Annotated in this window: 13 protein-coding genes; 2 read left to right on the forward strand and 11 right to left on the reverse strand. The window is 62.7% G+C overall.

From position 1 onward, the window contains the following. Positions 1 to 26 precede the first annotated feature (26 nt). The 8 genes from pepE to I6G90_RS20745 form a co-directional block, all read right to left on the reverse strand. Complete coding sequence (gene pepE / locus I6G90_RS20710; protein ID WP_042060919.1) at positions 27 to 752, reverse strand: dipeptidase PepE; 726 nt, start codon at positions 750 to 752, stop codon at positions 27 to 29. Between the two features lie 248 nt (positions 753 to 1,000). Then, the gene (locus I6G90_RS20715) at positions 1,001 to 2,809 is read right to left on the reverse strand and encodes a carbon starvation CstA family protein (RefSeq protein ID WP_033114626.1); all 1,809 of its coding nucleotides are present in this window, start codon (positions 2,807 to 2,809) and stop codon (positions 1,001 to 1,003) included. 217 nt (positions 2,810 to 3,026) lie between these two features. Next, a complete protein-coding gene (btsR, locus tag I6G90_RS20720; RefSeq protein ID WP_139409559.1) occupies positions 3,027 to 3,764 on the reverse strand; it encodes a two-component system response regulator BtsR in 738 nt (245 codons plus the stop codon). Further along, positions 3,758 to 5,452 carry a sensor histidine kinase gene (locus I6G90_RS20725; protein WP_197929031.1) on the reverse strand — a complete coding sequence of 565 codons (1,695 nt, stop codon included), beginning with the start codon at positions 5,450 to 5,452 and terminating at the stop codon, positions 3,758 to 3,760. The genes btsR and I6G90_RS20725 overlap by 7 nt, the downstream gene beginning before the upstream one ends. 246 nt (positions 5,453 to 5,698) lie before the next feature. After that, the gene (locus I6G90_RS20730; protein WP_197929033.1) at positions 5,699 to 6,958 is read right to left on the reverse strand and encodes an endonuclease/exonuclease/phosphatase family protein; all 1,260 of its coding nucleotides are present in this window, start codon (positions 6,956 to 6,958) and stop codon (positions 5,699 to 5,701) included. 79 nt (positions 6,959 to 7,037) lie between these two features. After that, positions 7,038 to 7,862 (reverse strand): heme ABC transporter ATP-binding protein, encoded by an 825-nt coding sequence (locus I6G90_RS20735; RefSeq protein WP_197929035.1) that lies wholly within the window; start codon positions 7,860 to 7,862, stop codon positions 7,038 to 7,040. Between the two features lie 11 nt (positions 7,863 to 7,873). Next, the gene (locus tag I6G90_RS20740) at positions 7,874 to 8,905 is read right to left on the reverse strand and encodes a FecCD family ABC transporter permease (protein WP_197929037.1); all 1,032 of its coding nucleotides are present in this window, start codon (positions 8,903 to 8,905) and stop codon (positions 7,874 to 7,876) included. Then, the gene (locus tag I6G90_RS20745; RefSeq protein ID WP_197929039.1) at positions 8,902 to 9,753 is read right to left on the reverse strand and encodes a heme/hemin ABC transporter substrate-binding protein; all 852 of its coding nucleotides are present in this window, start codon (positions 9,751 to 9,753) and stop codon (positions 8,902 to 8,904) included. Before I6G90_RS20745 ends, I6G90_RS20740 begins: the two co-directional genes overlap by 4 nt. A 170-nt stretch (positions 9,754 to 9,923) precedes the next feature. Between I6G90_RS20745 and hutX the strand changes: the two genes are divergently transcribed. Both hutX and hutZ read left to right on the forward strand, forming a co-directional pair. Further along, on the forward strand, positions 9,924 to 10,436 hold the full coding sequence (hutX, locus tag I6G90_RS20750; RefSeq protein WP_005362516.1) for a heme utilization cystosolic carrier protein HutX: 513 nt from the start codon (positions 9,924 to 9,926) through the stop codon (positions 10,434 to 10,436). Continuing rightward, positions 10,433 to 10,990 (forward strand): heme utilization protein HutZ, encoded by a 558-nt coding sequence (gene hutZ, locus I6G90_RS20755; RefSeq protein ID WP_005335257.1) that lies wholly within the window; start codon positions 10,433 to 10,435, stop codon positions 10,988 to 10,990. The genes hutX and hutZ overlap by 4 nt, the downstream gene beginning before the upstream one ends. 88 nt (positions 10,991 to 11,078) lie before the next feature. Here hutZ and I6G90_RS20760 read toward each other — a convergent pair whose 3' ends face one another. From I6G90_RS20760 to I6G90_RS20770, 3 genes are read right to left on the reverse strand one after another with little or no spacing between them, the layout of a single operon-like run. After that, positions 11,079 to 11,462, reverse strand: a complete 384-nt coding sequence (locus I6G90_RS20760) for a hypothetical protein (RefSeq protein WP_005335256.1) — start codon at positions 11,460 to 11,462, stop codon at positions 11,079 to 11,081. Between the two features lie 37 nt (positions 11,463 to 11,499). After that, positions 11,500 to 12,054 carry a cysteine hydrolase family protein gene (locus I6G90_RS20765; RefSeq protein ID WP_042658523.1) on the reverse strand — a complete coding sequence of 185 codons (555 nt, stop codon included), beginning with the start codon at positions 12,052 to 12,054 and terminating at the stop codon, positions 11,500 to 11,502. Positions 12,055 to 12,080: 26 nt separating this feature from the next. Next, positions 12,081 to 13,052 carry a ChaN family lipoprotein gene (locus tag I6G90_RS20770; protein ID WP_197929041.1) on the reverse strand — a complete coding sequence of 324 codons (972 nt, stop codon included), beginning with the start codon at positions 13,050 to 13,052 and terminating at the stop codon, positions 12,081 to 12,083. Positions 13,053 to 13,188: the final 136 nt, after the last annotated feature.

Here is a 13,188-nt window from a genome sequence, read left to right on the forward strand (position 1 = left end):
GTGAGTGACCCGTTTGCCGGTGGCGCTCAGCGCACCTTGAACGGGGTCAGCTCGGCCAGCGGGCTCGCGTCCATAAAGGCTTGCGGCTCCTGACCGTGTTTGAAGATCTTGAAGTCCTGATCGCGGGCGCTCCAGTACTCAACGGTGTCGCCGCTGATCTGCAACAGGCTCGCTTCGCGCAGGGCCACCACGTATTCGCTCTGGTTGATGGCGCAGAACTCCGCCAGTCGCTCGTCGCGGGTCTCCCCCATATGGCCGCTGATGCTGGCATCCAGATAGTGGGGGTTGATCTGCAGCGGGAACAGCCCCAGCGCTGGCAGTACGGCGGCGTTGCAGACCGGCATGTCGTTGGTGGTGCGGATGCTCGGGGTCGCCACGTTGCAACCGGCGCTCCAGCCCACATAGGGGACGCCACGTTCGCGCACGGCACGCTGGATCGGCACGATCAGGCCATTTTCGTGCAGCAGCTGATTCAGGCGCCAGGTGTTGCCACCGCTGATAAAGATGGCGTCGGCCTGATTGATGGCATCGACCGGATCATCGAAGTGGTGAATGCTGATGGTCTCGATCCCGAGGCTCTCGGTGAGATCGTTGGCGCGGGCATCCCAGTCGCTGCGGATCACCGCATAGGGGATGAGCAGAATGCGCTTGACCGGTTTGCGGGCCAGCAGGCTCTGCACCCGGTCGCGGGCCCAGCCGAGCAGGCCCGGAAATTCGTTGGCTTTACCATTGCTAAGCAGAAGCAGTTCCATCAATACGTCCTCAAAAGTGAAAGCGGAGGAGGAAGGGCCACCGGATCCGTCGTGCGGCCGGATGGCAAGAGGAGGCATGCTACCACCATTGGCGCGGCGGTTCTGTGATCGGGGGGTCCATTCAACGGCTATGGATGGATAACTCAATGCCAAACGGTGGATTAATGAACCGTGGTCAACGCGTCACCCATCGCCAATAAATGACCCCGCCGCAGCGGGGTCATGTCAGGGCTAAAGCAACTTGCCCATCAGGAGGCGGTCGCTTCCACCACCTTGTAGGAGGGCTGCTGGCGCAGCTTCCACAGTTCGCTCCATTTGCGCAGGGCGGAGAGCAGGATCAGCATCCCCAGCACCAGCATGATGAGGGAGATGATGCCGTTCATCGGGTTGTAACCCTTGGCCGCGGCGTTGAAGTAGACGTTGCTCATCATCCAGTAACCGGCGTAGTTGACGGTGACGAACAGGTAGGCCAGCGGAATGAGGCAGGTCAGCATGTAGCGGCGCTTGCTGGCCAGTCGCAAGATGATGGTGGCACCGATAATCAGGCCCACCGAGGCCATCAGCTGGTTCGATACCCCGAACAGCGCCCACACCGAGCCGATATCGCCGGACATCAGCAGATAACCCCACATCACGCAGGCGAGCACGCTGGCCCCGATGGCGCCCGGCATCCAGTCGATGCGTTTGAGGGGCGGGTAGAACTCGCCAAAGAAGTCCTGAATGAGGTAGCGGGAGACTCGGGTGCCGGAGTCGACAGCAGTCAGGATGAACACAGCTTCGAACATCACCACGAACTGGAAGAAGTAGGAGGCGAGGTTACTGAACCAGGGCACCTTGGTGAAGATGTAGGACATGCCCACCGCCAGGGTGACGGCGCCGCCGGTGCGACCGTTCAGATCCATGCCGATCTCCTGGGAGAGGAAGGGCAAGTCCACCACCTGCATCCCCAGCTTGGCGAAAGCTTCCGGGGTAGCGTTGATGGCGAAGTAGTCCGCCGGGTGCAAGGCAGTGGCGGCGATCAGCGCCATCACGCCCACCACGCACTCGGCCAGCATGGCACCGAAGGCGACCGGCAGGATGTCGTTCCACTTGTCCACCAGTTTCGGGGTGGTGCCTGAGCCGATAAAGGCGTGGAAGCCGGAGATGGCGCCACAGGCGATGGTGATGGAGATGAAGGGCCAGACCGGGCCGCCCAGTACCGGGCCGCCGCCGTGGACAAACTGGGTCATGGCGGGGAATTGGATCTCGGGGTTGATGCAGATAACGCCGATCACCAGCGCGCCGAACACGCCGATCTTCATAAAGCTGGAGATGTAGCCGCGCGGGGTGAGCAGCAGCCAGACCGGCAGCGCGGTGGCGAAGAAGGCGTAGATGGGCAGCGCCAGACTGATGGTCTCGGCACGCAGGGTCAGCCAGGCACCGAAGGCGCTCTCCTGCACATAGGGGCCGAAGAAGACACAGGCCAGCACGGCGGCAAACCCGACCCAGGAGGCGGCTTGCAGGTTGCCGGTCAGCTTGTGCCAAATTCCCACCACCATGGAGATGGGGATGGTCATGAACACCGCAAACACGCCCCAGGCGTTACGCTCCAGTGCGTGTACCACCACCATGGAGAGACCCGCCATGGTGATGGTGATGATGAACAGCATCGCGAGACCCGTGCACCAGCCAGCGATGGGGCCAAGTTCGGCCTTCGCCACCTCGGAGAGGGACTTGCCCTGATGCTTCATGGAGGCGAACAGCACGACTGTGTCGTGCACCGCGCCGCCTATAACGCAGCCGATCAGCAGCCAGAGAAAGCTCGGCAGGTAGCCGTACTGGGCCGCCAGAACCGGGCCGACCAGCGGGCCGGCGGCGGCGATGGCGGCAAAGTGCTGTCCGAAGTTGACCCACTTGTTGGTCGGCACATAGTTCTTGCCATCTTCCAGCTGGTGGGAGGGGGTGACCAGTTTGTCGTCAGCCTGCAGCACCTTGCGCACAAAGAACACGCCGTAGAGGCGATATGCGATGGCGAGGATGCAGAGGGCCGCAATGACAAAAGTGATTGCGTGTTGCATGGGGGAGTTTCCTTTTCCTGTGGCCAGTCTGGCCGGGCTCAGGCTGCACTCTACTCATGCGGTGGGGAAAGGGGAGCGAAGAAAAGGTCAGTGGCCGGGTTCTGCCCGCGAGTGGCAGAAAAGCGGCCCCGAGTGGTTTGGCGGGAGTGCCGACGGCCGTGGTAAGCGGGTGAGTGGTCGCTGGCAGGGCGGGAGCGGGATGAGGCGTCCCGCCCCATCAGGGAATATCGAGCAGCTCCTTGAGCGGTTTGAGGTAGCGGCGGCTCACCGGCACCTTGTGGCCGCCCTGGGTCACCACCTCAGCCAAGCCTCCGTCCAGCAACAGGATTTCGCGGATCTGGCCCGGGTTGAGCAGGTATTGGCGGTGGCAGCGAACGAAGCCAGTCTTCTCTTCCAGAGTGCGCAGGGTCAGCTCGGTGGTGCCCTGCTGCTGGCCGCTGATCACCCGGTTGCCGGTGAGATCGCTGTGGATGAACTCCACCTCGCCAAGGGGCAGCAGCAGAATGCGGTTGTGGCCGGTACAGGGGATGCTGCGCAAGGGTTGGGCGATGCGGGTCGGGTCCGGCAGTGGTTGGCCAGCTAATTCACCTTTGGGAGAGAGCAGCCGGTGGATGCGCTCCAGCGCCCGATTCATCCGCTCTGCCGTGACCGGTTTGAGCAGGTAGTCGAGGGCGTTCTCCTCAAAGGCGCGCAAGGCAAACTCATCGTAGGCGGTGATGAAGACGATGTGGGGGCGCAAGTCCGGGTCCAGCATGCTCACCAGCTCCAGCCCGTTGATGCGCGGCATCTGGATGTCGAGAAACAGCAGATCGGGTTTCAAGCGATGGATGGCGGGCAGCGCCTCCATGGCGTGGGCGCACTCTCCCAGCAGGCGGATATTGCCCGCCTGCTCCAGCAACAGGCGCAGCTCCTCGCGGGCGAGGGGTTCATCGTCAACGATCAGGGCGGTCAGCATGGGCTCTCCTGCAGGGGAAGGGTGATCCTCACCCGGGTTGATTGATGGGGGATGCAGTCGATGGCTACCCCGTATTCGGCGCCGTAACGGGCCTTGATGCGCCGATCCACGATGTGCATGCCAAGGCCGCTCCCCTCCTGTTTCGTCTGATAGAGCCCGGCGTTGTCGCACACCTCCAGCACCACCCGCTGGGCCTCAACCCGGGCGGTCAGGGTCAGCAGGCCGGGTTCGAACATCTGGGAGATGCCGTGCTTGACCGCGTTCTCGACGATGGGCTGCAGGGAGAAGGTGGGCAGCCGGTACTCCAGCAGCGATTCGGGAATCTGGATCTGCACGCTCAGGTGCTCGGCGAAACGGGCCTGCTCGATGTGCAGGTAGGCGTTCACATGCTCCAGCTCGTCGGCCAGGGTCACCTCATCCCCCTGTCGCTTGAGGTTCTTGCGAAAGAAGGTGGAGAGGTTGTGCACCAGGGTACGGGCACTCTCGGGATCGCGCCGGATCACCGCCGACAGGGTGTTGAGGGCGTTGAACAGAAAGTGCGGGTTGATCTGCGCCTGCAACAGCTTGATCTCCGACTGGGCCAGCAGCCGCTTCTGTTCGTTGTATTTGCCCGCCAGGATCTGACCGGAGAGCAGCCGGGCGATCCCCTCTCCCAGGGTGCGATTGATGGAGGAGAAGAACTTGCGCTTGGGCTCGTAGAGCTTGATGGTGCCCACCACGGAGCCCTCTTCCCCCCGCAGCGGAATGACCAGCGAGGAGCCGAGCTTGCAGCCGGGGTGGATGGTGCAGCTGTAGGGGATGAGGTTGCCGTCGGCATAGACCACCTCGTTGTGCTGGATCGCCTTGAAGGTGTGCTGGGAGTTGATGGCGGTGCCCGGCAGGTGGTGATCCTCGCCGATGCCGATGAAGGCGAGCAGCTTCTCCCGATCGGTGATGGCTACGGCGCCCACCCCGGTCTCCTCGTAGAGAATGCGCGCCATCTGCTGGCACGCATCCTGGGTGAAGCCCTTGTCCAGCACCCGCATCGCCCGCTCGGCGATTTTGAGGGCGCGGGCGGAGAAGGCAACCGAGTACTTCTCCAGCATGGCGCGGTGATCGAGGATCATCCGCATGAACATGGCGGCCCCCAGGGTATTGGCCACCAGCATGGGGGCGATGATGTTCTCGATAAGGTGGATGGCGTCATCGAGGGGGCGGGCCACCAGCAATATGATCCCCATCTGCATCAGCTCGGCGACCAGGGCCACCGAGCCCACCACCCAGGGGCTGAACAGCAGATCGAGCCGGTGGCGGGCGACGAAGTGGCGGTGTACCAGCCCGCCGAGCAGCCCTTCGGCGATGGTGGAGAAGGTGCAGGCGAGCGCGGTAAAGCCTCCCAGCGAGTAGCGGTGAATGCCGCCGGTGAGCCCCACCAGCAGTCCCACGGCCGGGCCGCCGACGATGCCCCCCAGCACGGCGCCGATGGCGCGGGTATTGGCGATGGAGTCCTCGACCCTCAGGCCAAAGTAGGTGCCCATCACGCAGAAGCCGGAGAAGATGAGATAGCAGAGGATCTTGTGGGGCCAGCTCAGGGTCACCTGAGTGAGCGGCATGAACAGCGGCGTCTTGGAGAGCAGCCAGGCGATCACCAGATAGACGCAGAGCTGCTGGAACAGCGAGATCACCAGAGTGAATTGTTCAAACGCCACGGCTCGTTGCCCCGGTAATGGTTGGTCATTTAATGGACGCGGAGTATTAGCAAACCCCATACCCCCTTGCAAGGCAGGGTTATCGGAATGGTGGCGCAGCGCATGATTTGCCGAATCGTCTGCCGCCGTGGCAGGCGATAACTGTCTGGTTACTCAGCATGGCACTTGAGCCTGCGACAGACGTGGCGATATTGCGGCAACAAAAAGGGGGCCAATAGGCCCCCTGATTGGCAGTCAGTGGGTGGCTCAATCGAGTTTGAGATCGACCCAGACCATGCGGTGATCCGAACTGACTCCCTTGGCGATGCCGAGTTTCGCATCATAGACCAGGTGATAACCGGCCTCGAAGCTGGCAGGCCAGAAGACGCCGCTCTTGACCGCATTGAGGTTGGCAGAGGGGATGACGTGATCCAGCTGCAGTACGCTGGAGTTGGTGATGCGCTCCGGGTTGGGACGATCAAGGTTGCGCTTGCAGTCGGCCCCCTTGCTGACGCACTCCGGGCCCCCTTCGCTGACCGGGATCAGGGGGCCATTGGTGATGGCCTGATTCATCAGCGGATTGTTAAGCAGATCCTGAATGGCGCTCAGATCGCCATCGCCAGTGAGGGGATCGGCGTTGAGATCCCCGGCGATAACGAACTTGGCGTTTTTGGCCAGCCCACCCTTGGCGCCCTGGTCATCGGTCATGTAGTTGAGACCCTTGACGTAGTCGTTCCAGAAGGCGATCTCGGCACGGTTGTGCTTGACGGTGTGACGCGCCGCGTTGGCAAAAATCGGCGGCGTCGGGTGGGAGATCAGGAAGTGGATCACCTCTTCACCCTTCTCGGTCTTGATCAGCACCGGCACATCGGCGTGGTTCTTGGAGGAGAGCGGGTACTGCTGCCAGGCTGCATCTGAATACCAGGCATCGCCACACTGGCGGCTGGCCGGGATCTTGACCTTGGGATTGTTGCAGTCATCGATGACGGGGTTCTTCTCGCCCGGCATATCCTTCCACTTGAAGTTCTGGAAGGTACGGATCTGCTTGGTGTCGATGGGATATTTGGACATCACCGCAAAGGCGTACTGGCCGTGATAGTTGCCAAAGCCCCAGGCGTCATCGGCGGTGGTCTTGCCATCGAGGTTCAAATCATAGCCGCTTTGCAGACCGGTGTTGGTGGCAAAGTTCTGCATCACCGGATAGCTGATAGCCGTCACTTCGGCGTGCTGGGCGTGGGCCAGATAGTTGTCGTTGAAGGCTTTCAGATCGGCGGTGCTCTCGCCTTTGCCGTCGTTGTCGAACTCGTTGAGCAGGAAGACGTCCGGGCGGGTGCGCTGGATGATCTCCGCCACGTTGCGGATCTGCTGCACGTTCTTGGCTTTGGTTTCAGTAGCGCCGCTCAGGCTCCCCTCGGCGAGGCGGGCCAGCAGGGCATCCTGCTCGGTGCGGGTCAGCGCCAGCTCACCGGTCAGCATACCGGCGGCAGTGCGGTCAAAAGCGACATTAAACGTGGCAAAGCGAATCATGGTGACACCTGCGTCGGTTAACAGGCTGCCATTATAGGGTGCGGTGACCCGATCGAGCATCTCGCATCAGAAAGAATGACTACACCACCATCGGCAGGCCGCTCTCGGGGTGGTGGATCACCTGCGCCGGATAGTCATAGAGACGGGCGATGAGCGTTGGGGTGAGCACCTCGGCAGGCGTCCCATCGGCCATCAGCTTGCCCCGCTCCAGCATCACCAGCCGATCGGCATAACGCGCCGCCAGATTGAGGTCGTGCAGTACCACCAGCACGGCGGTATTGCGGCTGGCCAGGGCGCGCGCCATGGTGAGCAACTGATGCTGGTATTTCAGATCCAGCGCCGAGGTGGGCTCGTCGAGCAGCAGCAGGCGAGGTTGCTCGGCCTGCTCGGTCGGGGAGGGGGCCTGCCAGATCTGCGCCAGCACCCGGGCAAACTGCACCCGCTGCCGCTCGCCGCCAGAGAGCCCCGGATAGAGCCGCTTGGCCAGATGCTCGACCCCTGCATGGGTCATGGCCGCCGCCACAATCTCGTCGCGCCGCGCCGCCGGTTCACTGTGGGGCAAGCGTCCCATGGCCACCACCTCCTCGCAGAGAAAGGGGAAGTTGAGGGAGGAGCTTTGCGGCAATACCCCAAGCCGGTGGGCCAGCTGGCCGCTGTCCCACTGCTGGCGATCCGCGCCAAACAGGGTGATGGAACCCTCATATTCCAGCTCGCCGGTCAGGCACTTGAGCAGCGAGCTCTTGCCTGCCCCATTGGGGCCGAGCAGGGCGGTGAGGGTGCCGCACTCGAGGTCGAGATCGAGCCCATTCAGGATCTGGCGCTGGCCACGGCGCAGGCTGAGCCGGCTGCAGCTCAACAGGGGGGAGGAGAGTGAGGATGAGAGTGCGGATGAGAGTGGTTGCATAACAGTCCGTATCACAGGGCGCGGCGGCCTTTTACCAGCAGCCAGATGAAGAAGGGGGCGCCGAGCAGGGCGGTGATGATGCCCACCGGCAGCTCGGCCGGGGCCAGCAGGGTGCGCGCCAGCATGTCGGCCGCCAGCAGCAGGGCGGCGCCAAGCAGGGCCGAGAGTGGCAGCAACCTGACATGGTTGGGGCCCGCCAGCAGGCGCACCAGATGGGGCACTATCAGCCCGACGAAGCCGATCATCCCCGATACCGCCACCGCCACCCCGACGCCCGCTGCGGTGAGCAGAATCAGGCGGCGCTTGAGGGACTGCACATTGACCCCCAGATGACGGGCCTCCCCCTCACCCAGCAGCAGGGCGTTGAGGGGATTGGCATCGCGCATAAAGAGCCATAGCAGTGCTGCCAGGGTGAGCAGGGCCAGCGCCACATCGGCCGGTTTGCCCGCCGCCAGCGTTCCCATTTGCCACAGGCTCAGGTTGCGCAGCATCTGATCGTCGGCCAGATAGGTGAGCAGGCCGATCACCGCGCCGGAGAGCGCCGTGATGGCGACCCCGGCCAGCAGCATGACGGTGACCGAGGTGCCTCCCTCACGGGTGCCGAGCAGATAGACCAGGGTGGTGGTGAGCGCGCCGCCGAGAAAGGCGAGCAGCGGCAGCAGGCCAACCCCGATGGTGGCTTGCAACTGCTGGCCGAGGGGGGCCAGCAGCACGATGGCGAGCGCAGCACCGAGCGCCGCGCCGCCGGAGACACCTATGATGCCAGGGTCAGCCAGTGGGTTGCGAAACAGTCCCTGCATCACGGCGCCACAGAGCCCGAGGATCCCGCCCACGGCGATGCAGAGCAGGGTACGTGGTAGGCGAATTTCCTGCACGATCAGCAGCTTGTGCGACTCAATCCCGCTCTCCTGCCCGGCAAACAGCGCCCGCAGACTCTCGCTCAGAGTGAGGGTCATGGGGCCGGTTGCCAGCGAACCGAGCAGCAACAGCGCCAGTGCGGCCGTGGTGAAGGCCAGCAGCCAGGAGAGGGGTAACCGCATCATGACCCCTGCTTGATCCACTGGGCGATCTGGTTCGCCTGTTGCAGGGAGTTGAGGCTCAGGCCCCCTTGCAGGGCGTGGCCGTCGATGGCGTGAATGGCGTTGCGCTTGCCAGCCGGGGTAGCGGCCAGTGCGGGCACTTCTGCCAGCACCTTGGCCGGATCGGCATACTGCTGCCAGTCACGACCGCTGACCAGCACCAGATCGGGCTGCATCTCGATGAGGGATTCGGCGGATACCGGCTTGTAGTTGCGCAATTCGGCGACCGGATTGATGCCACCTGCCAGCGATACCAGCGCGCTGGCGGTGGTGTCACCTCCGGCGATGCTGGTGGGTTGCCCCTTGTGCAGCAGCAGGAAGGCGACCTTGAGCGGTTTGTTCTGTTTCGCTTGCGTCGCCAGCTGATCGGTCTGGGCCTGGATCTCTGCCTTCAGGCGATCGCCAGCCGCTTTGTCGCCCAGCAGGCTGGCGAGGGTATCGATACGCTGGTTGAGGTTGGCCAAGGTCGGCGCGGTAGCCAGCACCTCCACCTTGACCCCGGAGCGGCGCAGCTGATCCAGGGTCGGGGCCGGGCCCATCTCGTCGCTGCCCACCAGTCGGGTGGGGGAGAGGCTCAGGATCCCTTCGGCGGCCAGTGCCCGGTGATAGCCCACCTTGGGCAGCCCTTTTGGCAATGGGCTGCTGACATCGGTGGCGATCAGGCTCGATTCGCCACCAAGGGCCAGAATGAGCTCTGTGGTGGCGGGGCCGATACTGACGATACGCTCTTGCTGGCCGTCGGCGGCAACGGCAGAGAAGGGGGGCAGTGAACTGCAGAGCAGGGTGATGGCGAGGGCAAGACGACGGCCCATGCTAACCTCCGAAGGGGTGAATGAAACGGGTGTGCCGCCGAGAATATCAAGGCTTTGAAAAAAATGCACTGATAATGATAGCAATTATCAATTGCATTGGTTTCGGTGCTTTATTAGAGTAGCCGCCATGATAAACAGCGGGACAACATGGTCTCGCAGAGGGAGAAAACATGAGCATTGCACAACGCATTCACGCGCTGCTGGAGCAGGATCCCGGCGCTCATCCGTCCACTCTGGCGGCCCAGCTTGCCATCAGCGAATGGGAGGTGGTTCGCCATCTGCCCGCCGAGCTGGTGACCCTGTTGCCAGCCGATCGGGCGCAAGGTCTGTTGGAAGATCTGGCCGACTGGGGCCCGGTGACCACCATCGTCGAATCAGAAGGATCCATCTTCGAGGTAAAAGCCCCCTTCCCGAAAGGCAAGGACGCACGCGGCTACTACAACCTGATGGGCCGCGATGGTGAGCTGCATGGTCATCTCAAGCTCGACAACGTGGCGGGGATTGCGCTGGTCAGCAAGCTGTTCATGGGCAAGGAGGGGCACTCCTTCCAGTTCTTCGGTCACTCCGGCCGCTGCATTTTCAAGGTCTATCTGGGGCGCGACGAGAAACGCCAGCTGCTGGCCGATCAGGTCACCCGTTTCATGGCGCTGCGCCACAACTCTCAAGAGGAAGTCAAAGCATGAGTGAACGTCAGGAGCGTCTGCAGAACCGCCTGCAACCGGAGATCCGCGAGTTTCGCGACAGCTGCCGCACCCTGCAGCTCGCCACCGTTGATGGCGAAGGCAATCCCAATGCCAGCTATGCCCCGTTCGTGCTGCAGGAAGATGGCTACTATGTGCTGATCTCCGAGATCGCTCGCCACGCCCGCAACCTGCAACAGGTGCCGCGAGTATCCCTGATGCTGATCGAGGATGAGAGCGGTGCCCGCGAGCTGTTTGCCCGCAAGCGCTTGACCTTCGATGCGGTGGCCGAAGTAGTGGCCCGTGACGATGCGCGCTGGAGCAAGGCGGTCGCTGCGCTGGAAGGGCGCTTTGGCGAGATCATCAAGGGTCTCTCCAACCTCAAGGATTTCAAACTGTTCCGCCTCAAGCCGGAGCAGGGGCTGTTCGTCAAGGGCTTCGGACAGGCGTTCGCGGTCTCCGGTGACGAGCTGGTGGATTTCGTCCATCTGGTGGAAGGGCACAAGCGCATCGACAACGGTGCCGAGCTCACCAGCCCGGCCGATGCACCGGTCTGACGATCCCCTGTCGATAAAGACACAACACATAACAAAACGGGCAGCCACTGGGCTGCCCGTTTTTATTGCGTTACCTCATCCGGCTTGATCAATCCTGCCAGGAGGCCTTGTTGGGAAAAGCGCGACGATCGGCGTCGGTGGCCGTTTCGTTGCACTCCCCCCGCACCTTCCAGGAGGTCTGGCTCAGTACGATGTAGCCCTGGCGGCAATACTGCTTGGTCGCCAGGGTCTCGGTCAGCAGGTTCTCCTGCAAGGCTTCCCGCTGTTCCAGCAGCCGCTGGCTCTGGGCTGCCGAGAGGCCGCGCGGCAAGGTGTCGTTGGGCGCGGCTTCAAAGGTGAAGCGCTTGCTCCCCTCCTCGTTGATATGGGTCAGAAACAGGGGTTCCGGCCCGTCATACTTCTGTCCGGGCAAGCTGGAGCAGGCCGACAGCAGGGGAACAATCAACAACAGGGTGGCAGACAACAGGCGCACGACAGACTCCAGTGAGAAACGAGGCGAGGCTCGCAGATTAGCACGGCTGCAGGGCGGGTGTTACTGCCAGCAGTTCGTCGGTGGTGAGCAGGGTGACACTGCGCCCCTCCGGCAGGCTGAGGTGGCGCCACATCCAGTGATGGTGCTCGATGATCTGGGGCGCGTTCAGGTGCGGGCGGTCGGCGGTAGTGTGGCCATCGCTCAGCACCAGCACCTCGAAGCCATGAGAAGCGGCACTGCGCACCGTGGTGTCGACGCAAAAATCGGTGGCACAGCCACAGAGAATGAGCCGATCGACCGGCTGCTCGGCCAGCAGGAAGGCGAGCTCGGTGTCGAGAAAGCTGTCACAGGCCGTCTTGCGTACCCGGCTCTCTCCCTTGGCCGGTTGCAGCGCACTGTGCAACTGCCAACCCGGGGTGCCCGGTTCCAGTTCGGTACCGGGGGGCGAGTCATGCTGGATATAGATGACCCGTCCCTGCTGCTGCCTGACATGGGCCGCCGCCCGGTTGATATTGGCCAGCATTTGTTCCTGGCGGTAACGGGGCTCGTTGAACAAGCCTTGCTGCACATCGATGATCAGTAACACATCCATTTTCTTACCCGCCGTTTCCTTGAAGATTAGGGTTGCAGCCACTGGCTGCAGTCACGACTGCGGGATTGATGCAGCGCGCCCATATCTTGCTTCATCTCGTCACTGTTTTGCCAGCGCTTAGGCAGCGGCATGATGGTTACCTGCACATCGGCTGCGCGATCTGCAACAGAGGTCTCATCTGTACGGGGCACGACCAGCGCCACCTTGAGTGCCGGATTGCGGCTGGCGATGCGACTGGCGAGCCCAAGCCCCCCCTCGACGTGGAAATTACCGGCGATATGCATGATCTGCTGGCCCGGGTGCTTGGCGAGATAATCCACCATGCTCTCGGCCATGGTGTCGTCCCAGCTGGTCTGGGCGGCGAAGCGGCGGGCGTTGCTGTCGGCATCGCCGTGGTGCATGGAGGCCATAAATTTCTGGCGATAGGGATCATCCCCCAGCGTCAGCTGGCGGGCCAGCTGGCTGCGGCGCGACGCGGGCAGTTTGTCGAGCCACTCAGATCCCTCCTGACCGACACAGCTCACCAGCGGTTTGGGGGCGTTGGCGGCGATCACTGGCATCCGGTGAGCCTTGGCAAACTCCACCAGCGGGCGGTAGTCGCTCGGATAGTTGGGCCAGGCGTTGCCTTCGCGGATCAATGCCGCTTCACCAATCTTGTCCGCCAGATAGGCATCCAGCGTCTTCTGATCGGCGCGGCTGAACTGCTCCATGGAGAGGGCCAATGGCCGACCGTGCTGCTGACCGGCGGTGTAGAGGCCGCTCAGCAGGCGCGATTGCAACAGATGCACGGCGGGATGAGTGTGCAGCTCGCCCACCAGAATGATGTCGGCGTCGGCAATGCGCGCGATCGCCTGCTCCAGCGTCAGGTCTGCGGCGCCCTCGCTGCTCAGCCGGTAGTCATAGAGCGTCTGCAACTGTGATGACACGGTCGGCTGGGTGGGGGTGGCACAGGCTGCCAACAGCAGCGGCAGGGCGAGCAGGGGAAGTCGTCTCATCATGGGATCTCACGGCAGATATGCCCGGATGCCGGTGCATCTCGGGGGGCTAACACAGAATAAGGGCAACACGTGGCGACAGTGTAAAACCAATTTGGTTCAAAGCAAAATGAGAATGATTTCGTTTCTTGTTGATCTT

It is taken from the genome of Aeromonas allosaccharophila (assembly GCF_016026615.1).
GTDB classification, from domain to species: domain Bacteria; phylum Pseudomonadota; class Gammaproteobacteria; order Enterobacterales; family Aeromonadaceae; genus Aeromonas; species Aeromonas allosaccharophila.

Excerpts from the sequence above, each read along its gene's own strand:
- hutZ (WP_005335257.1), top strand. The coding sequence starts at position 10,433 with ATGAGTGAACGTCAGGAGCGTCTGCAGAACCGCCTGCAACCGGAGATC.
- I6G90_RS20765 (WP_042658523.1), bottom strand. The coding sequence starts at position 12,054 with ATGGATGTGTTACTGATCATCGATGTGCAGCAAGGCTTGTTCAACGAG.
- I6G90_RS20770 (WP_197929041.1), bottom strand. The coding sequence starts at position 13,052 with ATGATGAGACGACTTCCCCTGCTCGCCCTGCCGCTGCTGTTGGCAGCC.
- I6G90_RS20715 (WP_033114626.1), bottom strand. The coding sequence starts at position 2,809 with ATGCAACACGCAATCACTTTTGTCATTGCGGCCCTCTGCATCCTCGCC.
- pepE (WP_042060919.1), bottom strand. The coding sequence starts at position 752 with ATGGAACTGCTTCTGCTTAGCAATGGTAAAGCCAACGAATTTCCGGGC.
- I6G90_RS20735 (WP_197929035.1), bottom strand. The coding sequence starts at position 7,862 with ATGCAACCACTCTCATCCGCACTCTCATCCTCACTCTCCTCCCCCCTG.
- I6G90_RS20730 (WP_197929033.1), bottom strand. The coding sequence starts at position 6,958 with ATGATTCGCTTTGCCACGTTTAATGTCGCTTTTGACCGCACTGCCGCC.
- hutX (WP_005362516.1), top strand. The coding sequence starts at position 9,924 with ATGAGCATTGCACAACGCATTCACGCGCTGCTGGAGCAGGATCCCGGC.
- btsR (WP_139409559.1), bottom strand. The coding sequence starts at position 3,764 with ATGCTGACCGCCCTGATCGTTGACGATGAACCCCTCGCCCGCGAGGAG.
- I6G90_RS20740 (WP_197929037.1), bottom strand. The coding sequence starts at position 8,905 with ATGATGCGGTTACCCCTCTCCTGGCTGCTGGCCTTCACCACGGCCGCA.
- I6G90_RS20745 (WP_197929039.1), bottom strand. The coding sequence starts at position 9,753 with ATGGGCCGTCGTCTTGCCCTCGCCATCACCCTGCTCTGCAGTTCACTG.